We start from the raw sequence: 26,108 nt of genomic DNA, 5'->3' as shown, positions 1-26,108 counted from the left end.
TCACCTTTAATCATACATTATAAATATTTTTACCTACCTTTGAACAACCATTAAGAAAAAACAATTATGAAGCTCAGTCAATCGTCATTATCTCTCTTGGAAGATAGCATCAAAAGAGCAATCGGCAAATATACGTGCGGTTGTGAACAGACCATCATCACGGATATCCATCTGCAACCGAACCAGAACTCGGGCGAGCTGTCTGTCTTTGACGATGAGGACGAAGAGCTTATCAACACCACCATCGAAGAATGGACTACCTACGAAGGGGATGATTTCTACGAGAATGCGGAACGCATCCTCACCACCCTGCTCTGCAACATGAAGAATGCGGGAGCTTTTGACAAACTGACCATTCTGAAACCTTTCTCCTTTGTTCTGGTAGACGATGAGAAAGAAACCCTTGCCGAACTCTTGCTGATAGATGACGAAACCTTATTGGTGAATGATGAACTGCTGAAAGGACTGGATGAAGAACTGGACGCTTTCTTGAAGAATTTATTGGAGAAATAAAAGAAATTAGAGGCCTTCCTTTCCTCTGTCGTACAAATAAAAAAGAGAGGGATGCCTGAATAGAAAGATTTACCCCTGCTACAGCTATCTGTGGCAGGGGTCTTTTTTTCGTAAAAAGAAGGGGCTTGACACCCCTCTTTTCATACCTTTGCCGCTCATGCCTTACGCAAGGCGGCTATGCTCTCTTTCAAGGAGTTGATGATGCTTTCGGCATCTGCCTGCTTCTTGCGCTCCATCTCAAGGACTGCGGCAGGAGCATTGTTCACGAACTTCTCATTGCCCAACTTCTTCAGTACGCCTTGCAGAAAGCCCTCCTTGTGTTTCAGTTCGGCCTCCATACGGGCTATTTCGGCTTCCACGTCAATCATATTAACCAATGGTACAGTATATTCCGTAGTGCCTACCATGAAAGAAGCTGCACCGTCAACCTTGTTCTCCACGACATTTATTGACGATAAATTGCACATTTTCGTGATAACCGCGTTGAATGCAGCAACCGGATTCTCACCGATTACCTGCAACTCAAGCGCTTCCTTCTGGGCAATGTTCTTCTGCAAACGGATGGAACGGATATTACCGATAACCTCTTTCACTGTCTCAAAATCCCGGACGATATTCTCATCTACCGATGCAGACATTGACAGCGGGCTCACCATCAGGCTCTCACCGTCTTTACGATCGCAAAGATGCTGCCACAATTCTTCCGTGATGAACGGCATGAACGGATGGAGCAGATGCAACAAGTTATCAAAGAAAACGATAGTAGCTTCATATACCTCCCGGTTGATGGGCTGACCGTATGCCGGTTTAATCATTTCCAGATACCAGGAAGAAAATTCATCCCAGAACAGCTTGTAAACAGCCATCAGCGCTTCACTCAAACGATACTTGCCGAACAAATCAGCCACTTCGGCAGCTACTGCATTCTGCTTGGCCTCAAACCAACGCATGGCCAATTCCGCAGATTCCGGTACAGGCACTTCGGCACTCACTTCCCAGCCTTTCAGCAGACGGAAAGCGTTCCATATCTTGTTACAGAAGTTACGCCCTTGTTCGCACAGCGCATCGTCAAACAAAATGTCATTGCCGGCAGGAGCCGAAAGCATCATACCCATGCGCACGCCGTCGGCACCATATTTGTCTATCAGTTCCAGCGGATCGGGAGAATTACCCAATGATTTGGACATCTTGCGTCCCAACTTATCACGAACAATGCCCGTAAAGTAAACATTCTTGAACGGCATCTTGCCTTCATATTCGTAGCCGGCCATAATCATACGTGCCACCCAAAAGAAGATAATATCCGGCCCGGTCACCAAGTCGCTTGTAGGATAATAATATTTGATTTCCTCGTTACCGGGGTTGTTGATGCCATCAAACAAAGATATAGGCCACAACCATGAAGAGAACCAAGTGTCCAAGCAGTCTTCGTCCTGACGGAGATCTTCCATTTTCAAGCCGGAATTACCGGTCTTTTCTTTAGCCAACTTCAACGCCTCTTCGGCAGTGGCAGCTACCACATAGCCGCCTTCCGGCAAGAAATAAGCCGGGATGCGATGCCCCCACCACAGCTGGCGGCTGATGCACCAGTCTTTGATATTTTCCAGCCAGTTCTTATATGTATTCTTATATTTGGCAGGATAGAACTTCAATTCATCATTCATTACCGGTGGCAAAGCCATATCGGCAAAATGCTGCATCTTCAGAAACCATTGCATGGAGAGTTTCGGTTCAATGGGTACACCGGTCCGTTCGGAGCAGCCTACCTTGTTGGTATACGCCTCTACCTTCTCCAACAATCCGGCCGCAGCCAGATCTTGCTCTATCTGCTTGCGCACGTCGAAACGATCCATGCCGATATACAAGCCTGCCGCTTCGCTGAGTGTTCCGTTATCGTTGAATATATCGATACTCGGCAAATTGTATTTCTCGCCCAGCATATAGTCGTTCACATCATGCGCAGGAGTCACCTTCAGACAACCTGTACCGAACTCTATATCCACGTAATCATCCTCTATCACCGGGATGGAGCGACCTACCAAAGGAACAATCACCTTCTTGCCCTTCAACCAAGTATTCTTGGGATCATTCGGATTGATGCACATAGCAGTATCTCCCATGATGGTTTCGGGACGAGTGGTAGCCACTACCGCATAGCGTCCTCCGGTGTCGCCTTCTACCATATATTTCAGATAGTACAGCTTGCTGTGTTCCTCCTTATAAATTACTTCCTCATCGCTGAGGGCAGTCAATGCTTTCGGGTCCCAGTTCACCATGCGGACACCCCGGTATATCAAACCTTTATTATACAAATCGACAAAGACTTTCAGCACACTCTCGCTACGCGTTTCATCCATGGTGAAAGCCGTGCGATCCCAGTCGCACGAAGCACCCAGCTTGCGAAGTTGCTTCAAGATGATACCGCCATGCTCGTCAGTCCATTCCCAAGCATGCTTCAGAAACTCTTCGCGAGTAAGGTCGGCCTTCTTGATGCCTTGTTCGGCAAGTTTGTTCACCACTTTGGCCTCGGTGGCGATAGAAGCATGGTCGGTTCCCGGCACCCAGCAGGCATTCTTGCCTTCCATGCGGGCACGGCGTACCAGAATATCCTGTATGGTATTATTAAGCATGTGTCCCATGTGCAACACACCGGTGACGTTAGGAGGCGGAATGACGACAGTGTAAGGCTCACGACTATCGGGTTTCGAACTGAATAATTTGTGGTCCAACCAGTAGCTGTACCACTTTTCCTCCACGTCAGCGGGATTGTACTTACTTGCTAATTCCATGTTTCTTGTCTTATCTACAGTTAATTTATATCGAATAACGGGCGCAAAATTAATGAATTAAAAATTAAATATATATTTTTGCCTCTATAAAACAATAGATAAAATGAGCTGCAAGCTAAAATTCAGACATGTTATACTAATCGTGCTGCTGTCTGCCACATGGGCAACTCAACTTATCCCATCTTGGGGAGAAACGTATGCATGCTTTGTTTATCCTGCAATCGCTTTTTGTTTATCTTCTTTTTCCGGACTTATCCCTTTCGCCATAGGCGACTTATTTATCTTCCTGAGCATCACCGGCCTTTTCCTCTATCCCGTCAGGGCACGCCGCGCGCAGAAAAAGAAATGGAAGCAGATTCTGTTGAACGAAGCGGAATATCTGGCGTGGATCTATGTATGGTTTTACCTGGCATGGGGGCTGAACTATTTTCAAGAAGACATATATGAACGCACGGACATGCATTATCCGGAATACAGCACAGAAACCTTTCAGGCATTCGCAAATGACTATATCGACAAGCTGAACGGCTCTTACGCCCATATCACCTCTATCAACGAGCCGTTGGTGCGCAGAGAATGTGTCAACGCCTACCGACAAATCAGTGATTCTTTGGGAGTGCACTCTCCTTTCCATGATTCTCCGCGTGTCAAAACCATGCTTTTCACTCCTCTCATCTCGATGGTTGGGGTCACCGGAAGCATGGGACCTTTCTTTTGCGAATTCACCTTGAACGGCGATTTGCTGCCCTCGCAATATCCTGCCACATACGCCCACGAGCTGGCCCATCTTTTGGGCATCACGAGCGAAGCTGAAGCCAATTTCTATGCCTACCAGGTCTGTAGCCGCTCCAAGGCACGCGGCATTCGCTTCAGCGGCTACTTGTCAGTGCTCCCGCATGTGCTCGGCAACGCCGCCCTGCTGCTGCCGGAAGAAGAATACACACAACTTTTCAACCGCATACGCCCCGAAATCATCGAACAAGTGCAAAGCAACCGGAAGTATTGGAGGGAGAAATACAGTCCGCTCCTTGGAAAGATACAGGACAAAATCTATGACTGGTATCTGAAAGGCAACAACATCCCGAGCGGCCGCAAGAATTACTCGGAGGTTGTGCGATTGCTGGTCTCCTATCATGAATATGACCGAATGATACAGGCAACGAACCGCTTAAATGCCGAAGAAGAAAAAGAGAGGCCGCTGCCATTTCCAATCATAGATGAAAAGGATGAGAGGATGCCCTTTGCACGATAAACAAGAACATACAGATTATGATGCATTCAAGAAAAGAACAATTAGAGGCTTTCGGACGCTTCCTCGACATACTCGACGAACTCCGCGAGAAATGCCCGTGGGATCGCAAACAGACCAATGAAAGCCTGCGTCCCAACACCATTGAAGAGACTTACGAGCTTTGCGACGCCCTGATACGCGGTGACAAGGACGACATCTGCAAAGAGTTAGGCGATGTATTGCTGCACGTGGCTTTCTATGCAAAGATAGGCAGCGAAACCGGACACTTCGATATCAAAGACGTCTGCGACCGCCTGTGCGAGAAACTTATTTTCCGCCATCCCCACGTCTTCGGCGATGTAAAAGCCGAGACAGCCGGACAGGTCTCGGAAAACTGGGAGCAACTGAAGCTGAAAGAGAAGAACGGCAACAAAACCGTACTGAGTGGAGTTCCGGCTTCGCTACCCTCACTGATTAAGGCCTACCGCATTCAGGATAAAGCCCGCAACGTAGGCTTCGATTGGGAAGAGCGCGAACAGGTCTGGGAGAAAGTGAAAGAGGAAATCAAGGAATTTCAAGCGGAAGTGGGCCGGATGGAAAAAGACAAAGCTGAAGCGGAATTCGGCGACGTCATGTTCAGCCTCATCAATGCCGCCCGCCTATACAAAATCAATCCGGACAATGCGCTGGAACGAACCAATCAGAAATTCATCAACCGCTTCAACTACCTGGAGGCGCATACCATTCAAAAAGGAAAGAACCTGCACGACATGACGTTGGAAGAGATGGATGCGCTGTGGAACGAGGCAAAAGCATTGGAAAAGGGGATATAAAACACCCCCTTTTCTCTTACCGTCTGTTGTGTCTCTGCCCTCTTTCTTGAGCTCTTTCCCCTCTTTTGTGCATACCCTTCAACAATTCCCGATGGAAACGTACTTCGGCACTTTGCACCAGATAGATTTTCTTATAGGATAATATTTTCTTGAACTTATCGAAATAGGTCTTATCCAAACGATCAGAAGCAATACGGGCATCGTATATTCCTTCCAGAATCTCCTGATACTGTCCTTCGGTCGTTTTCTCGTCCTTACCTTTTCTTACCAAAGCCCAGGCTTCGTCGTTCAACTGTTTTTTCCGGTCTTGCAATTCGAAATACAAAGGAAAGAATTTAGCGGTTTCCTCATCCGTCAGCCCTGCCTTCTCAATGATAAAAGCCTTTTGTTTGGCTCGGAACTCCTCGGGCGACAAGTGTTGGTTAATTCCGTTACCTGCTCTCAGCAGAGACACCACGCCGCATATCATTGCAAATAAAACAATCAGTCTTTTCATATATTCAATCAGTTAAGTAGTTATTTCTTCATTCCGCGTCAGAATCAGCCAGGAAGACGTACAAAGAGTAATCGTCCATCATGGAGTTCTCCACAGCCATATCGATATATTCCATTTCGCTTTCCGTCTCGTCGGCAGCCATGTGCTCCACAGGCGATGTGCGGTACGAAGACCCCACCCGGATGATCAATGCGGCGCCTATGAACATGGCAGCCATATACAGCCACGGTCTCACCCTCTCCCACTTTGTAGGCTCTCTTTGAGTCACAGCCTGCTTTTCTTTTTCGGGCAGCCTGTCCATCACCTCCGAAGAAAGACGTTCAAAGTAGCCCTCGGGAACGCGAAAAGGATTCTCCCTCCCTGTCTTTTTCAGCATTTTACCTTCTTCTTTCATAAAGTTTTCTCCTTTCTATTCCATTAGACATTGTATCAGGGCAAAGGTTTAATCCTCCTCGATTAAAAACTTCTCTATCTTCTTCACGGCATGATGATAGGAAGCCTTCAAAGCCCCTACCGATGTGCCGAATATTTCGGACATCTCCTCATATTTCATTTCCTCGTAATACTTCAGGTTGAACACCATGCGTTGCTTTTCCGGCAAGGTAAGCAAAGCTTTCTGAAGCGCCATTTCCGCTTTGTCGCCACAGAAGTAAGGGTCGCCCTCCAGCTTTTGCAGCGCATCGGCCTCCGGGGCATCCAGCGAGACGGTAAACGATGCCCGTTGCTTATTCAGGAACGTAAGGCACTCGTTCAAAGCAATGCGATAAAGCCAAGTGGAGAGTTTGGCCTCCGCCCGGAAATAATCAATATTGACCCATGCCTTGATGAAAGTGTTCTGAAGCAAATCGTTGGCATCCTCATGAGAAAGAACCATGCGGCGAATCTGCCAATACAGCTGTTCGCCGTACCGGGCCACAATCATCTCGAATCCCTGTTTTTGCGTACTTTCGTCTTGCAAAAGGGACAGCACTTCGCGTTCATTGTAAGAAGAAGCCATAGGATTTCATTCGCTTTTATAATTGTTAGACTGCCAAAAACACTAAAAGTTTAATTCACACCGGCACACAGAGCGTCTCTTTAGCGAGCACGGTCTCCGGAAACAGAGCCGACGCCTCTTGCAAGAGCTGCATCTCGTCATCGTACCGGGCAGAAAAATGGCCTATCAGCAACCGTTTCACTCCGGCAGCTTTGGCAATCTCCGCCGCCTGTGCCGCAGTGCTATGAAAGGTCTCTTTGGCACGCGGCGCGTCTGCTTCGGCAAAGGTGGCCTCATGGAAAAGCAGGTCCACACCTTCTATCTGTCCCGTGACAGAAGGCAGATAAATCGTATCCGAGCAATAAGCATACCGGCGGGGAGGTTCGGCAGGGCGGGTCAGCAAGTGGTTGGGAATGATTTTCCCTTCCGGCGTCACATAATCTTCGCCGTTCTTTATACGGTTCAGCTCGTACACAGGCACTTGGTAGAAATCTACCATATCACGGATGATGTGGTTGGAGCGAGGTTTCTCCGCAAACAGGAAACCGCAACAGGGCATACGATGACGCAACGGAATGGTTGTCACCGTCAGCGACCGGTCTTCATAAATCAGCGTAGGTTCCTTTGTCTCGAACACATGAAAGAGCACCTTGTACGACATCTGCCGATTGAAAAAGTCGAGCATCGGCGTCAAGAGTTCTTCCAGGCCTTTGGGAGAATGCATGTGCAGCTCGGCAGTACGTCCCAAAAGATTCAGCGTAGAGATTAGGCCCAACAGGCCGTAACAATGATCTCCATGCAAGTGGGAGATGAAGACATGATTCAGCCGCGAGAACTTCAATCGGGATTTGCGAAACTGCAATTGGGCGCCTTCCCCGCAGTCTATCATAAACAGTTTATCACGCACGTCCACTATCTGCGAAGCAGGAAAATGGCGTGTGGTAGGCAGTGCGGAGCCACAGCCGAGGATGTGTACGTCAAATTTTTCCATAACGGGGCAAAGATAATCAAAGCACCGCACATACGAAAGCAAAAAAGGAACTACGGAAACAATCCGCAATTCCCTTTTTTATATCAAACATATGACCTGCATCAATGCCGAAGAGGACGGAACAAATCCCAACATGTCAGAATCAGCAGGAACAGGAATATATTGACACAACTCACAGCCAATTTCCAATACAGTTCTACGCCTATGTATTTCAGCAGAAAGCAGATTATCAATCCGGCAATGTAGCTGCAAACACAAATCCAAATCCGAAGACGAAACTCTTGTCTCGCTTCAAGCGTATAGCCTCCCATCCGTATCGCCTCCTTTTTATCGGCATAAGCGGACAAGGGGAAGAAAAATACTGGAACAAAGAGAAACAGCAATAGGGCAACCCACGAGAAGCACCCCTTTTGATTTTTCGGGAAACGCTGCGCCCACAGTATAAAAGCCAATGTCCATAAGGGCAAACAAGTACATAAAAACATGAAAGATGTCATTCTTTTTTCCTTCAAACAAAGAAAAGAGCCCTACCACGCTCAATGAGAGTATGATACGGCTCTTTAATTATCTATTACATTTTATTACGTTTCCGAATGGAGGATGCCATTCTTTTTCGTACTTAAATGGAAGTTCAATTACTTCTTGCCGGCTTCCAATTGCTCTTTCAAGGCAGCCAGAGCGTCAATGTCGCCCAGAGTGGTCGAAGCGGCCTGATTCTGGATAACAGGAGCGGCCTCTTCTTTCTTGCCGCTTGCTTTCTTGGCAGCCTTCTTCTCGGCTCTTTCTTCAGCCTTTGCGGCATCTTCGAAGATGCGGCTGTGAGAAAGGATGATGCGCTTGGCATCTTTGTTGAACTCAATAACCTTGAACTCCAGCTTCTCGTCGAGCTGTGCCTGCGAGCCGTCTTCTTTAACAAGGTGTTTCGGAGTGGCGAAACCTTCTACACCATAAGGCAGAGCCACCACAGCACCCTTATCCAGCATTTCGATGATAGTGCCTTCGTGTACCGAACCTACGGTGAATACCGTTTCGAATACATCCCAAGGATTCTCTTCCAGTTGCTTGTGGCCGAGGCTCAAGCGACGGTTCTCCTTGTCTATTTCCAGCACTTGTACGTCGATGTTGGCACCGATCTGAGTGAATTCAGACGGATGCTTTACCTTCTTCGTCCAAGACAAGTCGGAAATGTGAATCAGGCCGTCAACACCCTCTTCGATTTCCACAAACACGCCGAAGTTGGTGAAGTTGCGCACTTTAGCCGTATGCTTGCTGCCCACGGGATATCTCTCTTCGATGGTTTCCCAAGGATCGGCCTTCAGCTGCTTGATGCCGAGAGACATCTTACGCTCTTCGCGGTCCAGAGTCAGCACAACGGCTTCCACTTCGTCGCCCACCTTCATGAAGTCTTGTGCCGAACGCAAGTGTTGCGACCAAGACATCTCGGATACGTGAATCAAGCCTTCCACACCCGGAGCTATTTCGATGAATGCACCGTAATCGGCCATCACCACCACTCTGCCTTTCACGTGGTCGCCCACCTTCAATTCGGTGCTCAAAGCATCCCAAGGATGCGGAGTGAGTTGTTTCAAGCCCAGAGCGATGCGCTTCTTCTCGTCGTCAAAGTCAAGGATAACCACATTGAGCTTCTGGTCAAGTTCCACCACCTCTTTCGGATCGCTCACGCGGCCCCAAGAGAGGTCGGTGATGTGAATCAAACCGTCTACGCCGCCCAAGTCGATGAATACGCCATAGGAAGTGATATTTTTAACGGTACCCTCAAGCACCTGTCCTTTTTCGAGTTTACTGATGATTTCTTTCTTCTGCTGTTCCAGTTCGGCTTCGATAAGCGCCTTGTGAGAAACAACCACATTCTTAAATTCCTGATTGATCTTGACAACCTTGAATTCCATTGTTTTGCCAACGAACACATCGTAGTCGCGGATAGGCTTCACGTCGATTTGCGAACCCGGCAAGAAAGCCTCGATGCCGAATACGTCCACAATCATACCACCCTTGGTGCGGCACTTGATGTAGCCCTTGATGATTTCTTCGCTTTCCAAAGCTGCGTTCACGCGATCCCACGAGCGAGTGGCGCGAGCCTTGCGGTGAGAGAGGACAAGCTGTCCTTTTTTGTCTTCCTGATTTTCGATGTACACTTCCACCGTGTCGCCCACCTTCAGGTCAGGATTATAACGGAACTCACTCATCGGAATGATGCCGTCTGATTTGTAACCGATGTTCACAACTACTTCCCGCTTGTTCATTGCTATTACGGTTCCGTCAACCACCTCGCGGTCGTTAACTCTGTTCAGCGTGTTGTCATACGCCTTTTCCAGTTCTTCGTGACTTGCACCGGCCACTGTTTCGCCATTTTCGTAAGCATCCCAATTGAAATCCTCAACGGGAGATACATTCTTTAAATTTTCCATTAATAAATAAATTGTTTAACTCGTTTAATTAAGTGAGACATTATATCGGCTCATTATAAATCGGTGACAAAGATAGAACTATTTTCTTGAATTACAAAAATTTTAACTCCAAGAAAATCGCTCCGTTCAAGCAAGATCCGGCAACTCCCGACCCAGTTCTTTTTCCACTTGCTTTGCCGCTTCCGCCATTTGCCGTTCGTTCATCAGCATCAGGCCGGGGAACTTCCGGAAAATACATTCCACGAAATCCACCTCATGCCGGTATTTCTCGTTCAGATACAGATACCGTTCGTAGGGGCAGGGGAATTTTGTTTGCAAGGCGGCGTTTTCGTCGGGCAATTCGATTAAGAGTATTTCCGCCAAGCGTCCCAGCGCTTCTTCTGCCCTGTCAGGATGCCTATGATTCCACAGATGCCATTTAATCAAGTGATAAAGCTGAACTTGAGAATATAGCAGAGCTGTCTTTAGGAGATAGCCGGTGACGCCCGGATGTTCAAAGGTGTTCATGGCTCATTCTGTCTGTTTGGAAGATGACAGGTCATTGGTTCAGGAAAGGACGCACGTTGAGTCCTTGCCATTTGGCGGCGGGAACGCCGGTTTTCGCTTCTCCCGCACCGATCCGTGTCGCTATTCCGTTGTCTGCGTCCGGACTGCCTGCCGACCAGTAGAGCCCCAGCAACCCTATGTCATCGGCAGGAGATAATGAGTTAGGAGCACCGACTGCCGGGTATGTGCCGAGGTAGGAGAAATTAGTGATTCCTCCCGCCACCGGGAATATGCGTGTAATCACTTTCCCTTCCAACATGCGGTCATCCCACCATTGAGGGTTGCTGATGGCGCTCATCGGATTGCCGGCCTCGTTTGCTTCGCCCAGCCAGACGGACGACACTACTAAGCGCGCGTGTGAAAATCCGGCGAAGAACGGATGGAGAATCACATAGCGGTAGGCACAGAGCATTTGGTTGTCCGCGGCGAGGGGATGGCCGTCCACCGGGTTCACGCCCGCTTTGAAGCGCAGTGCGTATATCGCTCCGCTGCCGGTCGAGTAGTAGTGCGACCGGTACGAATGCGTTTCGCCGCCTATTTTCACGCATTCGTCCACGGTTGCGTCCACGGCTGTGCCGAACGACAACTCGGCTCCCTGAGCCAAGACGCCTGTCCACTCTTCGCGCGTAGGCAGGTGATAGTTGCGCAACATAGACTCTGCAAAGAGCGACAGGTTGGCCGGATTACACTCGGCATGAGAAGTGCCGGTGGTTGTGTACCAATTGTAGTAAGACGATCGACCATCTGTTCGATGGTTTTCTGCCCACTGCAGCAACGTGTTACTCCATAAGCCGCCGCCTAAGTAGCACAAACATGACGAACCTTTACGCCCGCCTGCCAGATTGAGCTCCGCCACATACTCCAACGGCGTTTTTTTGCGTTGTACCACAGTGAATACCATTTCCGTACGTCCGGCTTTCAGTCTGAAGGTTCCGGTGCGGTAGGCGTTGTCTCGGGCGCGGAGTACAAGGGACGTAATGGCGTCGTTGGTCACACGTTCGGGGCTGGCAATGAGCCAGTCGGGTTTCTCCGTTATTTTCCATCCTTTGGTGTTCTCGGTCTGCACGGTCAGCGTGTCGCCGTTTGTGCCCGGCAGCTCCGCCCATCGTCTCTCCACTTCCAGCTTGTAGTCGGGACTTACCGCGACATTTTCTTCCACCTCGTTGTAAGCGACGAGGTCGCATTCCAGCGTATGCCTCCCTTCGAAGGCCTCTTCGGGGGTGGAGGCAGGGGGTGTCTTCACGCTTTTCACCCTGATGCGGTAGTGGTGGTTGCGCAGCAGGTCGATGAATTCACCGGTGTCGTAGTTGCGGAAGTCGATGCGATACCATCCCGTCTGCCGGCCGAAGCGGGTGGCCAATTCGGCTCCCTCGTGTACCGTGGCAAACGTCACCTGCACCAGCAGGCAGGTGGCATCCAGGCCCGATGCGGCCACGGCCGTACGGTTGTCGGCTTCGAGGGTGTAGAATGACCGTTCGCTTCCCTCGCCCAGCTTCCCTTTGTCACCCGTCCAGTCGCTCCGCAGCAAGGTGTTGTAGGGGCGGATGGAAGGAGGCGTGGGTGCCGCGCCGGCGCCCGCGGGCACGGTGGGCGTCAGCACGCGCATGCCCGAGGGGTCGTAATTGTCGGGCGCCATACGCCCTTTGATGCGGTAGTTGTATAGCCTCAGTTCATCTGCCGACCGAAAGAAGTGAAGGGGTGAAGTGGCGGGAAGCGCCAGCGTGAACTTTACCGTGCTCCGCAGCAACAATACCGGCGATGCGGGTGGCGCATACCCTCTCCGGATGGACTGGTCGGGCAGTTCGCCCCACATGGGGAAGCGGTCGAAGTCCATCTCTCCGGTAGCCGCTTTCACGGGTACGAGCAGCCGCTCCAGCACCTGCTCTTTCGGGTCGCCATATTCCACGGAAGTCATCGCTTCGTCCACCTGCGCACGGGCGTTGGCCAGCAGCACAAGGGTCTGGTTTGCATCCTCGTCGGCCTTCAGTTTCACCACCACCTTGCCTTGGGCGGCGCCCGTGGCGGGGTCGACGGACAACCGCGTATATACCCCCTTGGCACGGTAGTAGAACGTACCCTTCCGCATGTCCGTGGGAGCTGCGGCGTCGGGCTTGAAAGAGAGCACATCCACTTCCGCGATGTCCGTTTCGCTGTTGGCGCGCGTATGCGGGCTGTGTGTGTCCGTCGGAGCCGCGAAAGCCAGGTAGAGTGTGGCGGAGGTGTCTTCAAGTATGGCCGGCACGTCTGTTTCGTTCCGGCAAGCAAGGCAGCATATCAGTGGCGCGACGCCTGCAAGCACCAGCTGCCAACCAAAAGCGGATATCAATTTTCTGTTCATGGATGTTCTTTTTTAGTTATCGGAGAAAAGACGGACGGTATGGCAGCAATCAAAGCTACTACCAACCCTAATCATACCACCCTGGCTGCATGATACGTTCCATAGGGAACGATTGCCATAAGGTGTAGCAGACCAGTTTCTAACGAGTTCCCCCACGTCTGAGATTCCCTTACGCCGGGTGGTGCCGCCTGCGGCAGCAGAACTTAAGTACCCGCAGAGAGGAAACTCGCGTGTAACCACATTGCCGGGAATCAGCGCCTGATAGTCCCACCAGTTTTCGTTGGCTATATTCAACAGGGTGGGCATGGGAGAGAGATAACCTATGTATACGCACTGAACGATTACTTTTCTGCTGCCTTGAAATTGAAGGATGTACCGATAGGCGCATGCCATCCGGTTGTTCATAAGTTGCGGAAACTGGTCGAGCGAAGTGCCATCGACTCCTCCCCAAATACTAGACAGGTCATCTTTCAGGAATCGCACCCCGTAAAAGTGCTTGTAACGAGAACTGCAAGTAAAATTTATTCCGCCGAATGTCACCGCTTCGCGAAGAGACCCCTGCTTTTTAAAAAGATGTAACGGTACGAAAACGCTTCCCCATTCTTCGCGAGACGGCAGATGATAGCCTGCCCCGGCACCCGTGGTGAAGAACTCGTCATCGAAGATGTTGAGTGCCGCACTGTTATATGTGTCGTCCTGTTCTCCCCTCAATACGTACCCATTGTAGTATCCGCTCTGTAGGGGGTCATCGTTGCTCGTGCTCCATCCTACCTCCTCGTTGGTTTGTGCGGCGGTGGTCTGTGAGTCGTAATACGACCTTGAACCATATTTCCGTCCGCCTGCCAGATTGTATTCCGCTGCAAATTCCAACGGCAATTTATCTACTTGCAGCACCTGTATTCTTGCTTCAAGCCGGCCTGCTATGACTTTCAGATATCCTGCGCGGGTTTTCGCTCCATCGTTCAGTATGGATATTTCCGTTTCGCCCGGCACGCCGCCGGACGAGACACTGCTCGCCCCCAACCAGCCGCTCGGCGCTATCTCGGTGCCGTCGACGTTGTATGCCTTGAGGGTCCATCCGCCTGCAAAGTCCGTCTTTATTTTCAGTTTGTTTCCGGTGCTTGTCTCCGTATGAGGGCCTTCTTTGAAAAAGATGAAGCCGGACTGCGACACAGCCAGAAAGTCGTCTTCATTGTAAACCACGCTCAGATAATCCTCCGGCACCACCACCAGTTCCACCGAGGGAGGCTCCTTTCGGTTGGTGAAGACCTTTGCGGAGGCCAGCGCCTCGGCCGCAGTGTCGTAGCCCCGTGCGCCTACCTCTTTGATGATGAACTTATACCGGTGGTTACGGCGGATGGGGATGGGCCTCCCTTGGTTGTCCACAAAGTCCAGCGGATAGTATTGCGTCTCGCCCCGGTAGTTACCTTTCACCACCACACGGGGTCGGTTATCGCCGGTGAAGTCGTTCTCCCAGGCATAGATGGGCGTATCTAGTTGCTGGGTGGCGCCTGTGCCCGATATGGTGCCGTACGCGGCGTCGGCCATGGGCGCAAGCGTGCCGGCGGGAAGGTTCTGCGTCGTGGTGTATGTATCCTTGTCGCCGTATATGCGTCCTTTTTCCACGCCCCGGCAGAAGTAGACCTCCTCCAAGGTGAAAGTCTGCCGGTTAGCATCCAGCTTTTTCGTCACGTCTATGCGTGCCATGGCCCGCAAAAACTTCACCTCTTGCCCCGGCCGGTTGAATACCTGCGATATGCCCGCACGCAATGCGATGCCGTTTTCCGCGGCGGCTTTCAGCTCGCCATACATGGGCAACGCAGGCCGGTTGTATATGCCAGCGGCGTTCATGCAGCCGTTCAAGTCCATCGTTTTCACGTCGTCGTACACCGAGGTGCCGGGCGTCAGCAAGCCTGTGGCGTCGGTGGCGCAGCAGATGCACAGCCGGTTGTAGTCGCCTTCGGGCATGCCGATCAGCGTCATGGCATATTTATCTTCTTCAGGATATACGATCGGCGCACCCGCTTCGGCAGCCGTGGCAAAAACTTTCATGAAAGTCAGTTTTTCCGTTCCGTCCTCCACCTTGAAGCCCAGCACCGTGAGCGGAAAGCCCGGTTTCGAGTCGTCCGTGCTCCGGGTGGCGGTGGGGGTCCGCATGCCGGGAATCGTCACCGACAGCGTCACGCACACATCCGCCGTCTTCGCCGGGGGCGCGGGGAGTATCGTCCGTTCCTCGTCCGCACACGACCACAGCAGCCATGCAAAAGCCGCCATGCCCGCGGCCAACCGCAGGTGGTACAACCGTGATTTGCTGTTTTCTTCTCTCTTTTTCGTTTTCATATCCTGTATATCTTTAGCCTTCATTTCTCCTTTTTTTTACAGCCCGGTTCGTTGCGCGTCACACTTCGGGCACCACGGGAACCGTCTCCCACCCGTTCACGCGAAGCGAAATCAGCGTGCCTTTTCCGGAAATCGTGAGGTCGATGACAAAGTGGTCGGTACGGTCCAGTCCCTCCTGCGTGGCATAACCGGGCACGGAACGCAGGCGTTCCGTCAGGTCGAACGAGAAACCGGGTGCAGCTTTTCCGGTGCCGGCCTCGAGCAACTGCAAAGTCAACTGCCCGTCGGTGTAGAGTCGCGACGTGCGGAAACACCTGATGGCAAGGTTGTCTGCTCCCGTCGACGTTTCGTAGGGTGTGTAGCAGATGGGCCGGGTGTCGGCAGGCCGCTCGTTGCGTGCGCCGATGCGTTCGTTGTCGGCATAGAGCCGGGCATCGGCGTTTGCCGCAATTCCCCGGATGCGCAGCGTGATGCGCTTGGTGTTTTTGGTCAGATAGACGGGCTGCGGGTCATAGTTGTCCGTGCTCGCATGCCCGGCGTCCAAACGGCCGAAGAAGAGGCTGTCCGCATGGTGAGCGGCTTCTGTGCCGCCGGTGCTTTTCCGCATGCGGATGCGAAAATCGTCCAAGGTGCTGACGCCCCTGTGCAGCCCGCTGCTGAAGCCTTCGGGCGCTTTGCTGTCATAGGTTCCGGTTTCGTAGGCTTCGGCCGCGCCGCCCACTGCCAACACATGGAATACGCCTTCGGGAAGTTCCACTTCAAACCGCTGTCCGTTGCTGTAGTGCGGACCGTTGTCGGTCATCGTGCTGAGGTAGGTGCCCGATTCGCCGAACAAGTGCAGCTCCAGTCGGTGCACTTCTTCGCCGAAGCGGTCGTTCGCCCCTTTGTCGTGCAGCAGATAGTGTGGCTCGATGACGAGAATGCCCGGACAACCGCCGCGATCTTCACCTATGCAGCCGGCAAGCGCCAGCAGGAAGATCACCGCTTGCAAGCGTAAAAACGGGTATCGGTGAGAGTTTCGTACCATTGACATTGAGTTCTGTATGTTTTTTCGGTTGAAAATAAAAAATATGTTTCTGAGGTTATGTCCAAAAAAAAGGAAAAACGCACAACCTCAGAAACACCATTGATTTTTATACTTCAGGATTCACGGCTACCACAGTCCATGCGCCCACCGTCACCGAGAGTTCCACGGAAATCGTTTCGGGGTCGGGGTCGGGAGTCACGGGCGGGAAGGGATCATCCATGATGTCTTGTATCTTGGACAGGTCGAACTGGTAGATCTTGCCTGCCTGGAAATCGCTGATATAAGCATTCGTTCCGCCGTCTTCCTTGAATGCCACCACGTTGAGGTATTTTCCCGTAGCTGCCACACCGCCTTTGGGGGTATAATTCACCTTGAAAATCATGTGTATGGAGCCTTTCAGCATCTCCTCCTTGGTCTGTGCCGCGGGAGTGAACTTTTGCGGGAAGAAGTTGTAGCCGTCGGCATTCGCCCCCAAATCGGCTATGGCCGTGTTAGAGCCCGGTGTGCCGTCCAAGCCGTTGTTATACATGCCGTAGAACGTGGCGGGTGAAGCGGCGTATGCCGTGTTCCAGTTGTTCGAAGTCACGCGCGTGGGGGTGGCGTCGCCTCTCTTGACGCGTGTGTTGTTGATGTAGATGGCAGTAATCTTCAGGTCGTCCAGGTGCGTGTACGTACCGTTGAACTTCCCTTTCACTTCAACACGTGCCATTTCCGGATTCAGGGTCACCGAGCAGGTGGCGTTGGGAGTTCCCGGCGTGATGTGTGCCCCGCCCGTCAGGCGCACTTTAGAGGAAGTGGCTATGCCTTGGCGTGTGTTCACGTCGTCCGTTTCGGTCGCATTGTCGGCATTGCCTTCCACTTCGATGTAGTTGGCAGTGGGTGCCACGCTCAGCACCTTGGGTGTTCCGCCCACCAAGGCCGCCACTTCGGAAGCGGGGATGGTGACGGTGGTCAGCACGGCGCCGTTCGCTCCTCTGCGTGCGCGCACCGTCAGGTCGCCCCCTATGGTCACTTTGTTGCCCGTAGCACCCGGAGCGCCCAATGCGCGGGTCATTTCCAATTGAGGAATACTTACGGTCATCTTGACGTACTGGTCGCCCTGGGCGCCTTTTTCCTCATTGCTGCACCCCGTCGCCATAAGCGTCAGGGCAGCCATCATACATACGCTTGTAAAAATCTTCTTCATAATTAAAATGTTTAAAAAGTGAGTAATATATATAAAAAAAAGAGTTGTAATCAGTGTTTCTATTCTCGTTCCGGGCCCGTACGCTTCAAAAGCAAAAAGCGAAAGCCTCAGAAGAGGTAAGCGAGGCTTACGGAAATGCGGGTAGGCACGACGTATAGCTTTCCACCCTCGCCCAGTTTAGGGCCGCACCGTCGCCGGCAGTATTGTTCCCAATCGGCTCGCACAACGCCTGCCCCAAGTTCGTACTCCATACTCCATTTGCGTCCTATGGAGTGGGCATAACCGGCAGAAAAGCCCGCCCCCCAGGCAGTACCCTCATACCTCCGCTTGTGGTAACCGAAAAGGCCGCCTGCATTAAAGGACGAGAACACACCGTGCATGCCGATGAAGTATCCTCGTCCGAAAGGTGCACCCGGCCAGTAGCGGACACCCGGAGTAACGGTAAAATTCTTCAGTTTCGCATCTCCCCCGAGGTTGAACGGATTGTATTGCAGCGGAACGTGAACCGACCAGTGCGCAGAAACCGCCATAGCGCCCTCTACATTGAGATTAGTGGTGGCAAACCCTAAAAGATTGGCGCGCACGGAATATCTTTGAGCGGAAGCGAATGAGGGAAAAAGGAACAATCCCCCCAACAAGAAGCCAAATAAAGAACATTTATTCATATTCGTTCTCTTTTGTTAGATCCTTTTATATTGAGAAAAAACCTTATATCGGGCTTTAATTCCTTACAAGTCTGTTACTTTGTAGGTAACAGACAATATCACAAAAAGCCTGTGAGATTTCTTTGAAGCACATTTTTTCGTGAACCGAATGCAAAAAACATCTATCCGTACTTTAAAATATGAGTGAAACTCTTTGGCAATGGGAAGGTACGGAATGCTATGTTACACCCTCTTTTCAAAGAAAAAAGAGTATATATAGAGAGAGATTTTATTTTTTTTTTTATGAAAATGCAGAAAAAAAGGAAAATATTTGGTTTATATACAAATAATACTTACATTTGCAAAATCAAAAAGGTGTCTGTTACCTACAAAGTAACAGTCATTTTTTTTGTCATTTATCAACTTGTCGGTTTATATCCGATACTCGGGAACTCAAGAAGAAGAAGAAGAAAGCAACCCGGCAAGGATTTCCCTATTCATCCGATGAATCTCTTCATCATGAAACTGCCTGAAATAAGTCTCTGTCACGCGCACAGAAGAATGTCCCAAAGCATTGCTTATCAACTCCTTGTCGTAGTGGCTGAAATTGGCGATTGTGGCCCAGCTGTGGCGGGCGCAATAGGAACTCAAGCTAACGTCCAAGCCCAAATAGCGTGCAAGTTCGCCCAGCCGGCGGTTGAAACAGCGAAGGGCGTTTCGGTATTGCCGGTAGCCCGCTTCGCCCTGTTCGCGCACAAAGGGGAAAAGCCCCGGGACGTTGCCGGCATCCGAAGTATACCTCTCAAGGAGGGCCAAAGCTTCAGGCACCACCTCTACACAAAGGCGACGCCCCGTTTTGCGACGATGATAACAAAGCAGATTGTCTTGCAGATCGCTTTTGCGCATGTAGGCCAAGTCGGCAAAGCTGAGCCCGCGTAGCAGAAACAACATGGAAAAGCAGCAACGGGCCTTTTCCAATCGTTCGGGAAGTTTATGCTCCGGCAGGAGGATGCGACGTATCGCCTCGGCCGGCAAGGCACGGCTGTTTCCCGCTTCCACACCCGTGTGCATCCCGCGAAACAGCAGTGGGTCGGGCTTGATAAGCCCTTGCATGGCTGCCCGGTTGTAGGTGGCGCGCAACATGCGCATATAGGTGGAAACGCTGTTGAAGCGCATGCCCTGCGCATACAGATGCTCTGCAAAGGCTTTCAGCCAAGTGCGGGTGATGCAGCGAAACGGGAAATAAGACCGGCTGCCTGCGAACTGACGGATGCGACGCAGCGTACAATGATACACATGGGCTGTTCCATAGCGGCCCTCGGACTGAAGTTGTCGGACGACATCCTCCATAAAGCTCAGTAAATTTCTCTCTTTCATTTTTATTGATGAATAAATGTTTATAATAGGATTATCAAAAATAGTCATGGGAAACGAGACTTATGGTTAAAAATAATTAACACTAATATTCCGGTTTATAATCCACCGCTATTTTCTTATTTTTGCCAGCCTTTTTTTGTTCCTCGCCCGAGGTGTCGCCGTCAACACTTCCCCACAGTGACAGCCCCGTGAGGAGCAAAAACGATGATGATTCGATAACCTTAAAACATTTCAGTGTCGTAAACCGATGTATACTCCCATCACAGTTGCCATTTTCAGAGGGCCGCTCTCTCCCCTTTGCCTGAAAGAAGCCATAGGCAATCCTGAAAAATGGCAGGCAGCGCTCCGCTTATTGAAGCATTTGCCGGCCGAGGCAGATGCCGTGGAACATTTGTTAAGGAACTTGGCGGCAAGCTGGCAGGCAGACCTGCCCGCGTTCTCGGCAGACGACAATGCGGCCTGCGGATTTCGCGCACCGGACGACACGACCGTACTCAGCTGCCTGCCTCCCACCGAGGTGGAAAATCCCATGCCTCCCGCCTCCGACAACGCCTGCGCCACTCCTCATCTCACGCTCTACACCGCCTTGTTGAATGGCGAGGCCTGCTGGCTGAAGCTACTGCTGCGAAAACGCATAGAAGCGCTCCGATGCGACCTCGACGCCTCCTTGCTGCTTTGCGATGTGCTCGGAGAGGTTTATTCCATCTGCGAGCTGACGGACGACGCCTACCGTGCCGCCCCCTCGGCATGGTGGCTTCAACCACTCTGCCGGGCCATGATTTCGCTCTATATCGAGTTGATAAGCACCTTCGGCTATTTGCTGGGGCCGGACGACTATCCCGACTATCGCCATCTGCCCTTTGCCTCCCGCCTCTCCCATTCGTCGGATGCGCCCGATGTCCCTTGCATCTGCACCGCCCCCACTTACGAGGCCTGCCGTGCCGTGAACCGGGTGAAACGCTTCATCGCCCTGCAGGAAGAGCCTTCGGCCGCCGGCGCAAGGGCTGTCATCCCCGAAGCGTCGCGCCTGTACCGCATGCTGCCGCGGCTTTGGCAAGAGCTGCCCGTCCACTCCCCCTACCGCACCTGCGTGTGCTCCGCCATTGGCGCATTGGAGAATTTTCTTTTTTTCCTCTATAAGGAACTTTCACTCAAAGCGCCCCATCCCTATGCCTCACTCTCTTCCGCCGCCTGGTGCGACGGACAGACGTGCGCCCTCTTCGACGGCGAGTATGCCGACCACTTGCGCTACAGCGAGGCACGCGGGGCTGTGCATTGGATAAAGGTAAAGTTGCGCGAAAAGTGCCTGACGTTTCTTCTGCCCGAAGAGTGGCCCACCGGCAGCATCCCCCGCCGGCTGAAGAGCGGCCTTATCCACATGCTGGCCATCTACGAGCGACACTATCCGGCCGTCTATCGTCCGTTGATGCCCGAGAAAGAGTTCTCCCTTGTGCCCGCCGACGACATGCCCCCCTCCGCCCCCGACCCGATTGAGATACACCGCATGCTCCATTTCCTATGCGAGCAAAAGAACAATCATGGCAGATTCTTGATGGATCCTCTCTGCGTGAAGCAGCTCGAAGAAGATTTCATGGCTTTTCTGCAAGGCAAGCAGCCCCCCGGGCATAAGCAGAAACTGACGATGCCGAAAAACCATAACAGCATCATCTACGGCGTTTTCTTCTACTACCACCAGCAGAAAGGCGGCGACAAGTGGAAATATGCCTTGTTTTTGTTGAGCGTGTTCAAAACGCACATCAGCTCCGCAAGTTTGCTGAAGAACTACAGCCATTACATCCAGGCCTATAAGGAATATGTGCATATCGCGGGGTAACGCCTCCGTACCTTATATAATTTGATCTCCGACAACGTCACGAGTGGGGGCAAAAAAACCTGCGAAAATACCGAAATGTTTTAGCCAAAATTGTACCGGCTCAAAAAAAACGCATTAAAAACAAAGTGCCGGTATCGCCTTTTCATAAAAAGTAAAGAAAACATATGAGGCGTGACAGCGGCGTGTCTCCGCCGTGTCCGCTCCACCTCCGCTCCGTAGCCATGTGAGCGGAGATTATACGGAGGTGATACGGAGATGATACGGAGATGATACGGAGGAGATACGGAGGAGATACGGAGCGGATACGGAGGAGATGCGGAGATGATGCGGAGGAAACTTTTCCTGATTTCAACGGTATCAATCCTTTGCCACAATGATTTGCCTCAGTTGCTCGCTGATGCTTTTCATTCCTTCAACCGAAGGATGCCCCAACTGTTTGTCAATATTCTTCAAAATGCAACACAATCACATTTTTCTTCTTTAAAACCGCACCGATACAGATTCTTTTTATTACTTTTGAATGATATTTGCAGACCGCAAAATAATTAAAGCAGCGTATAGACAAGAATTATAAAAAATGGAAAAAACTTGGAGATGGTTCGGCAAGAAAGATAAAATCACACTTGCCATGTTGCGCCAAATAGGCGTAGAAGGCATTGTCACTGCCTTACATGAGGTTCCTAATGGTGAGGTCTGGACATTGGAAGCAATTGAAGACCTGAAGACATATATCGAGTCTTTCGGTCTGCACTGGTCTGTGGTAGAAAGCCTGCCGGTCAGCGAGCCGATAAAATATGCAGGAGCCGGGCGCGATGCCTTGATAGAAAACTACAAAGCCAGCCTTGCCAATCTGGGAAAAGCAGGAATAAAGACAGTCTGTTACAACTTCATGCCGGTGATTGATTGGATTCGTACAGACTTGCAGTACCCTTGGGAGGATGGCGCTTCGTCTCTCTATTTCGACAAAATCCGTTTTGCCTATTTCGACTTGAAGATATTGGAGCGGAAAGGCGCTGAAGCCGATTACTCTGCGGAAGAGTTGAGGAAAGTGGAAGAGCTGGACAAGGTAATAACAGAAACAGAGAAGGACGAGCTGGTCGATGCCATCATTGTAAAAACGCAGGGCTTCGTAAACGGCAACATCAAAGAGGGAGACAAGAATCCGGTGGCTATCTTCAGACGCCTGCTGGCACTTTACGAGGGAATTGACCGCACGTCCTTGCGCGAGAACATGCGCTATTTCCTTTCGGCCGTGATGCCGGTGTGCGAGGAGTATGGCATAAACATGTGCGTACATCCCGATGATCCTCCTTTTCAGGTGTTGGGCTTGCCGCGCATCGTGACAGACGAACAAGACATCGACTGGTTCCTGAATGCGGTGGATAATCCTCACAACGGACTGACCTTCTGTGCCGGCTCTCTGAGCGCAGGCGAACAGAACGACACCCGCAAACTGGCACAGAAGTTTGCCAAACGCACGCATTTCGTGCACCTGCGCAGCACGAAAGCCATGCCGGGCGGAAACTTCATCGAGAGTTCCCACCTCGAAGGCCGAGGGCATCTCATCGACCTCATCCGCATCTTCGAGAGAGAAAACCCCGGACTTCCCATGCGCGTGGATCACGGACGCATGATGCTGGGCGATGAAGACAAGGGATACAACGCCGGCTATTCGTTTCACGGCCGCATGCTGGCATTGGCGCAGGTAGAAGGAATGATGGCTGTGGTGGATGATGAGTTGAAAAACGGAAAATAAACGAAAAGGAGCTTGTCCTCGTTGCGGAACAAGCTCCTTTTCGTTTGACTGTCACTGCGATTTCAGTATGTAAACGCCTGTTCTTTTACGTACACTCTAAAATCTTTGATGCCACCCGGAACCTCGCTTTCCATTCTGGGAAGATATTGAATACCGGTCAGCGTATGCGTATCGCCCAAGTCTATCACGATGCCATGAGGATATTCCGCACCTTTTATCGTGCTCCAATAAGTGGACTCCTGCAAATCGAAAATCTTATCTGCCGAACAGTTGACGCGAGAAACGTCTTCGCTATCGGCGTATCTCACAATCCACGGCTCGCGCGAAAGACGTTCTCCTCCGGCATCTAAAAGATACATTTCGGCCACACATGCCAGCTCCTTTCCGTCATGGGCACTCAAGGCCTCCAGGCAGATATATCGCCCCTTGACCGGTTGTTGAAATCTAAACTCCTGCCATCCGTTGCCGGGTTTGAAAGCGGCAGTCAGCACAGCTTTTTCTCCCGTTAAATCCAATTCTTCGCCCGCGTTTCGATGGATAAGCGGCTTGTTTACGAGCAACTGATCCAGAAGGGGTTGCTTAAGACCTTCGGACTTCGCCTCACGAGGCCCCACGACATCGAATACCAGTATTTCGTTCTCTCCTTTCTTCAGCCAGCAGCCCGGCACATAGAGTGTCTGCTGCGGACCGATTTCCCAGATTCGGCCCAAAGCGTGACCGTTGACATATACCAGCCCTTTGCCCCAAGTCTCGAAATTCAAGAAAGTATCACTCGGCTTCCTTACGTTGAAAGTAGCTCGATAACAGCCGGGAATGCGCCGGTCAAGTTCGTCTTCCAACGAACGGATGGGCTGAAACTTCATGTTCTTATAGAATTCATAGGTATCTTCAAGATTGAAAATCTCCCAATCTTTCAGGTTGCACGTGAACGGTCGCCCATCTACATCCATGGTAAGCTCCACACTTTCCGTAATGCCTTTGAAATCTTTGATGGCACGCCCGAAGTTGATACGCCCCATGGCCTCGACCAAGATATCGAGCCGGGCGTCTTTACTGCAAGTAGGAAGCGTCAGTTGCTTTTCGCCATTTCTGCGGTCGAGTTTCCCGATGTATCTACCATCCAGAAAGATCCGGGCATAGTCATGGACTTCATTCACCGTCAGCCTGAAAGCAGACTTCATCTCGGGCAGAACCGTGCGATAGAGGATGCTTCCGAAGCCTTGGTCGTATTCTTCCATGGTGCGGATGTCATGGTCTTTCTTGGAAGCGGGAAGATTCTGAAACAACGGTGCCATCTCCGTAAACCGGAAAGCAGGGATGCTGATGGGTTTGATGAGGGCAGGCACGTCGGCTTGCTTCTTGCCCTCCATATATTTCTCCATTACTTTCCTCAACTCCCAATATTTGGGAGTGGTTTGTCCCGATTCGCTGATAGGGGCGTCATAATCGTAAGAAGTTACGTCGGGCGCAAATCCCGGAGAATTAGCTCCCGCCCAATGTCCCCAATTAGTTCCTCCATGTGTCATATAAAGGCTGAATGAGATATTCTTGGAAAGCATCTCGTCAATCCCCTTAATCATGTCGGCAGCCGGACGCGTTTCATGATGCGCTCCCCACTTATCGAACCAGCCGCTCCAGAACTCGGAACACATCAACGGACTGTCCGGGCGGAGCTTTTGCAGCGGTGCGAATTGTTGATCGATATTGGCCCCGGTGCCGAAGTTCATCGTCCAAACCAAATCGGGCAGACCGTTCTTGGTGAAGTTCGACGCCCAGTCGCATTGAAACAAAGTAGTGCCCGGATAATTGGCACGTACGATATCGCGTATCTGTGCCACGTAGCCTTTGTCCTCTCCGTAAGAGCCATATTCATTTTCCACTTGCACCATGATGATAGGACCGCCATTCTGTATGGTCAACCCCGCTACTTGTCCGGCAACAGCTTTTTCAAAGATCTCCACTCGTTCGATGAAGTAGGGGTCGGACTCACGCAGACGGATATCCTTCTTTTTCAGCAACCACCAAGGCAATCCGCCCATTTCCCATTCGGCACAAACATACGGGCCGGGACGGAGAATGACATACATATCATTCTGCCGGCACAGACGACAAAATTCCGCCAAATCGTTTTGACCGGTAAAATCGAATTCACCGGGACGAGATTCGTGGGAATTCCAGAAGACATAAAGGCAGACTGTATTCATGCCCAAAGCTTTGCACAATTTGATACGCTGATCCCAATACGGTTTTGGAATACGAGGGTAGTGCAATTCGGCCGCTTTAACCACAAAAGGTTTTCCGTCCAAGAGAAAAGTCTTTGCTCCGACGGTGAAATCTCTTTGTTTTTTTTCTACGCCACTTCCTGTTTGTGCTTTTGCATAAGACAGGCAACACAAGCAGAGCAGCCATACAGAAGTTAGAATAAATTTTCTTTTCATTTGCGAAATCGGGGTATTAGACAATTAATAATTATTTTTTATGTTTGGAGGCAAAGATACTTGAAAACTCAATAACGGAAGGTAGGTAAATACGTCAAAAAGGATAGAGTATAATTCTATTCTTCCGCTTTTCAGAGTTTTCCTCACCTTCCGATGGGGCACACGGGCCACGAATTTCAGACGCAGCATATCCACTCCCTATATATAAATAAGGAGAAAGTACGTAAGGAATTACGGAATCGCCTCTTGTTTCCGGCTGCGCGTGCAAAAGCCGAGTGTGTTTTATAACATGCTTCGGTTTGTTGTTTTTTCTTTAATTAATGCCTAATTTGCGCCTCACAAAAAAAATTAACGGCATATTCTT

General features: G+C 51.0%; 20 protein-coding genes. 5 read left to right on the top strand and 15 right to left on the bottom strand.

Annotation, left to right across the window (positions count from 1 at the left end; translation table 11 throughout):
• Nucleotides 1-66: 66 nt before the first annotated feature.
• Nucleotides 67-513: a hypothetical protein gene (locus C4H11_RS11705; protein ID WP_106042250.1), complete on the top strand. Its 447-nt coding sequence runs from the start codon at nucleotides 67-69 to the stop codon at nucleotides 511-513.
• 155 nt (nucleotides 514-668) lie between these two features.
• Here the strand turns inward: C4H11_RS11705 and C4H11_RS11700 are convergent, their stop codons facing one another.
• The gene (locus tag C4H11_RS11700; protein WP_106042248.1) at nucleotides 669-3,302 is read right to left on the bottom strand and encodes a valine--tRNA ligase; all 2,634 of its coding nucleotides are present in this window, start codon (nucleotides 3,300-3,302) and stop codon (nucleotides 669-671) included.
• Nucleotides 3,303-3,405: 103 nt separating this feature from the next.
• Between C4H11_RS11700 and C4H11_RS11695 the strand changes: the two genes are divergently transcribed.
• Entirely contained in the window at nucleotides 3,406-4,554 is a 1,149-nt protein-coding gene (locus C4H11_RS11695) for a DUF3810 domain-containing protein (protein WP_106042246.1), read from the top strand.
• Between the two features lie 17 nt (nucleotides 4,555-4,571).
• Nucleotides 4,572-5,366 (top strand): nucleoside triphosphate pyrophosphohydrolase, encoded by a 795-nt coding sequence (gene mazG, locus C4H11_RS11690; protein WP_106042244.1) that lies wholly within the window; start codon nucleotides 4,572-4,574, stop codon nucleotides 5,364-5,366.
• Between the two features lie 16 nt (nucleotides 5,367-5,382).
• On the opposite strand, the gene C4H11_RS11685 is transcribed toward mazG, so the two are convergent.
• The 13 genes from C4H11_RS11685 to C4H11_RS11625 form a co-directional block, all read right to left on the bottom strand.
• Nucleotides 5,383-5,862 (bottom strand): hypothetical protein, encoded by a 480-nt coding sequence (locus tag C4H11_RS11685; protein ID WP_106042242.1) that lies wholly within the window; start codon nucleotides 5,860-5,862, stop codon nucleotides 5,383-5,385.
• Nucleotides 5,863-5,890: 28 nt separating this feature from the next.
• Nucleotides 5,891-6,256, bottom strand: coding sequence for a hypothetical protein (locus tag C4H11_RS11680; protein ID WP_106042240.1), 366 nt, complete (start codon nucleotides 6,254-6,256; stop codon nucleotides 5,891-5,893).
• 48 nt (nucleotides 6,257-6,304) lie between these two features.
• Nucleotides 6,305-6,859 carry an RNA polymerase sigma factor gene (locus tag C4H11_RS11675; RefSeq protein WP_106042238.1) on the bottom strand — a complete coding sequence of 185 codons (555 nt, stop codon included), beginning with the start codon at nucleotides 6,857-6,859 and terminating at the stop codon, nucleotides 6,305-6,307.
• Nucleotides 6,860-6,914: 55 nt separating this feature from the next.
• Complete coding sequence (locus tag C4H11_RS11670; RefSeq protein WP_106043384.1) at nucleotides 6,915-7,829, bottom strand: ribonuclease Z; 915 nt, start codon at nucleotides 7,827-7,829, stop codon at nucleotides 6,915-6,917.
• A 101-nt stretch (nucleotides 7,830-7,930) separates the two neighbouring features.
• Complete coding sequence (locus C4H11_RS11665; RefSeq protein ID WP_144597856.1) at nucleotides 7,931-8,314, bottom strand: hypothetical protein; 384 nt, start codon at nucleotides 8,312-8,314, stop codon at nucleotides 7,931-7,933.
• Between the two features lie 150 nt (nucleotides 8,315-8,464).
• Entirely contained in the window at nucleotides 8,465-10,258 is a 1,794-nt protein-coding gene (gene rpsA, locus C4H11_RS11660) for a 30S ribosomal protein S1 (RefSeq protein WP_106042234.1), read from the bottom strand.
• A 126-nt stretch (nucleotides 10,259-10,384) separates the two neighbouring features.
• Nucleotides 10,385-10,765, bottom strand: a complete 381-nt coding sequence (locus C4H11_RS11655; protein WP_106042232.1) for a hypothetical protein — start codon at nucleotides 10,763-10,765, stop codon at nucleotides 10,385-10,387.
• A 31-nt stretch (nucleotides 10,766-10,796) separates the two neighbouring features.
• Complete coding sequence (locus tag C4H11_RS11650; RefSeq protein ID WP_106042229.1) at nucleotides 10,797-13,142, bottom strand: BACON domain-containing protein; 2,346 nt, start codon at nucleotides 13,140-13,142, stop codon at nucleotides 10,797-10,799.
• 12 nt (nucleotides 13,143-13,154) lie between these two features.
• The gene (locus tag C4H11_RS11645; RefSeq protein WP_129588311.1) at nucleotides 13,155-15,482 is read right to left on the bottom strand and encodes a hypothetical protein; all 2,328 of its coding nucleotides are present in this window, start codon (nucleotides 15,480-15,482) and stop codon (nucleotides 13,155-13,157) included.
• Nucleotides 15,483-15,540: 58 nt separating this feature from the next.
• On the bottom strand, nucleotides 15,541-16,515 hold the full coding sequence (locus C4H11_RS11640) for a FimB/Mfa2 family fimbrial subunit (protein ID WP_106042224.1): 975 nt from the start codon (nucleotides 16,513-16,515) through the stop codon (nucleotides 15,541-15,543).
• 100 nt (nucleotides 16,516-16,615) lie between these two features.
• Nucleotides 16,616-17,695 carry a hypothetical protein gene (locus C4H11_RS11635; RefSeq protein WP_234819826.1) on the bottom strand — a complete coding sequence of 360 codons (1,080 nt, stop codon included), beginning with the start codon at nucleotides 17,693-17,695 and terminating at the stop codon, nucleotides 16,616-16,618.
• A gap of 107 nt (nucleotides 17,696-17,802) precedes the next feature.
• Nucleotides 17,803-18,360, bottom strand: a complete 558-nt coding sequence (locus C4H11_RS11630; protein ID WP_106042220.1) for a DUF3575 domain-containing protein — start codon at nucleotides 18,358-18,360, stop codon at nucleotides 17,803-17,805.
• 432 nt (nucleotides 18,361-18,792) lie between these two features.
• On the bottom strand, nucleotides 18,793-19,716 hold the full coding sequence (locus C4H11_RS11625) for a tyrosine-type recombinase/integrase (protein ID WP_106042218.1): 924 nt from the start codon (nucleotides 19,714-19,716) through the stop codon (nucleotides 18,793-18,795).
• Nucleotides 19,717-19,963: 247 nt separating this feature from the next.
• On the opposite strand from C4H11_RS11625, the gene C4H11_RS11620 reads away from it, so the two are divergent.
• Nucleotides 19,964-21,550 (top strand): hypothetical protein, encoded by a 1,587-nt coding sequence (locus C4H11_RS11620; RefSeq protein ID WP_106042216.1) that lies wholly within the window; start codon nucleotides 19,964-19,966, stop codon nucleotides 21,548-21,550.
• 577 nt (nucleotides 21,551-22,127) lie between these two features.
• On the top strand, nucleotides 22,128-23,306 hold the full coding sequence (gene uxuA, locus C4H11_RS11615) for a mannonate dehydratase (protein WP_106042214.1): 1,179 nt from the start codon (nucleotides 22,128-22,130) through the stop codon (nucleotides 23,304-23,306).
• Nucleotides 23,307-23,368: 62 nt separating this feature from the next.
• On the opposite strand, the gene C4H11_RS11610 is transcribed toward uxuA, so the two are convergent.
• On the bottom strand, nucleotides 23,369-25,744 hold the full coding sequence (locus C4H11_RS11610) for a beta-galactosidase (protein ID WP_106042212.1): 2,376 nt from the start codon (nucleotides 25,742-25,744) through the stop codon (nucleotides 23,369-23,371).
• Between the last annotated feature and the right edge of the window lie 364 nt (nucleotides 25,745-26,108).

Origin of the sequence: Bacteroides zoogleoformans, from assembly GCF_002998435.1 — a bacterium.
Lineage (GTDB): Bacteria > Bacteroidota > Bacteroidia > Bacteroidales > Bacteroidaceae > Bacteroides > Bacteroides zoogleoformans.
This window is presented reverse-complemented; position numbering and strand designations above follow the sequence as displayed.

What these genes read in the sequence shown, in the direction of transcription:
- C4H11_RS11705 (WP_106042250.1), top strand. Translation starts at nt 67, where the DNA reads ATGAAGCTCAGTCAATCGTCATTATCTCTCTTGGAAGATAGCATCAAA.
- C4H11_RS11700 (WP_106042248.1), bottom strand. Translation starts at nt 3,302, where the DNA reads ATGGAATTAGCAAGTAAGTACAATCCCGCTGACGTGGAGGAAAAGTGG.
- C4H11_RS11695 (WP_106042246.1), top strand. Translation starts at nt 3,406, where the DNA reads ATGAGCTGCAAGCTAAAATTCAGACATGTTATACTAATCGTGCTGCTG.
- mazG (WP_106042244.1), top strand. Translation starts at nt 4,572, where the DNA reads ATGATGCATTCAAGAAAAGAACAATTAGAGGCTTTCGGACGCTTCCTC.
- C4H11_RS11685 (WP_106042242.1), bottom strand. Translation starts at nt 5,862, where the DNA reads ATGAAAAGACTGATTGTTTTATTTGCAATGATATGCGGCGTGGTGTCT.
- C4H11_RS11680 (WP_106042240.1), bottom strand. Translation starts at nt 6,256, where the DNA reads ATGAAAGAAGAAGGTAAAATGCTGAAAAAGACAGGGAGGGAGAATCCT.
- C4H11_RS11675 (WP_106042238.1), bottom strand. Translation starts at nt 6,859, where the DNA reads ATGGCTTCTTCTTACAATGAACGCGAAGTGCTGTCCCTTTTGCAAGAC.
- C4H11_RS11670 (WP_106043384.1), bottom strand. Translation starts at nt 7,829, where the DNA reads ATGGAAAAATTTGACGTACACATCCTCGGCTGTGGCTCCGCACTGCCT.
- C4H11_RS11665 (WP_144597856.1), bottom strand. Translation starts at nt 8,314, where the DNA reads ATGTTTTTATGTACTTGTTTGCCCTTATGGACATTGGCTTTTATACTG.
- rpsA (WP_106042234.1), bottom strand. Translation starts at nt 10,258, where the DNA reads ATGGAAAATTTAAAGAATGTATCTCCCGTTGAGGATTTCAATTGGGAT.
- C4H11_RS11655 (WP_106042232.1), bottom strand. Translation starts at nt 10,765, where the DNA reads ATGAACACCTTTGAACATCCGGGCGTCACCGGCTATCTCCTAAAGACA.
- C4H11_RS11650 (WP_106042229.1), bottom strand. Translation starts at nt 13,142, where the DNA reads ATGAACAGAAAATTGATATCCGCTTTTGGTTGGCAGCTGGTGCTTGCA.
- C4H11_RS11645 (WP_129588311.1), bottom strand. Translation starts at nt 15,482, where the DNA reads ATGAAAACGAAAAAGAGAGAAGAAAACAGCAAATCACGGTTGTACCAC.
- C4H11_RS11640 (WP_106042224.1), bottom strand. Translation starts at nt 16,515, where the DNA reads ATGTCAATGGTACGAAACTCTCACCGATACCCGTTTTTACGCTTGCAA.
- C4H11_RS11635 (WP_234819826.1), bottom strand. Translation starts at nt 17,695, where the DNA reads ATGAAGAAGATTTTTACAAGCGTATGTATGATGGCTGCCCTGACGCTT.
- C4H11_RS11630 (WP_106042220.1), bottom strand. Translation starts at nt 18,360, where the DNA reads ATGAATAAATGTTCTTTATTTGGCTTCTTGTTGGGGGGATTGTTCCTT.
- C4H11_RS11625 (WP_106042218.1), bottom strand. Translation starts at nt 19,716, where the DNA reads ATGAAAGAGAGAAATTTACTGAGCTTTATGGAGGATGTCGTCCGACAA.
- C4H11_RS11620 (WP_106042216.1), top strand. Translation starts at nt 19,964, where the DNA reads ATGTATACTCCCATCACAGTTGCCATTTTCAGAGGGCCGCTCTCTCCC.
- uxuA (WP_106042214.1), top strand. Translation starts at nt 22,128, where the DNA reads ATGGAAAAAACTTGGAGATGGTTCGGCAAGAAAGATAAAATCACACTT.
- C4H11_RS11610 (WP_106042212.1), bottom strand. Translation starts at nt 25,744, where the DNA reads ATGAAAAGAAAATTTATTCTAACTTCTGTATGGCTGCTCTGCTTGTGT.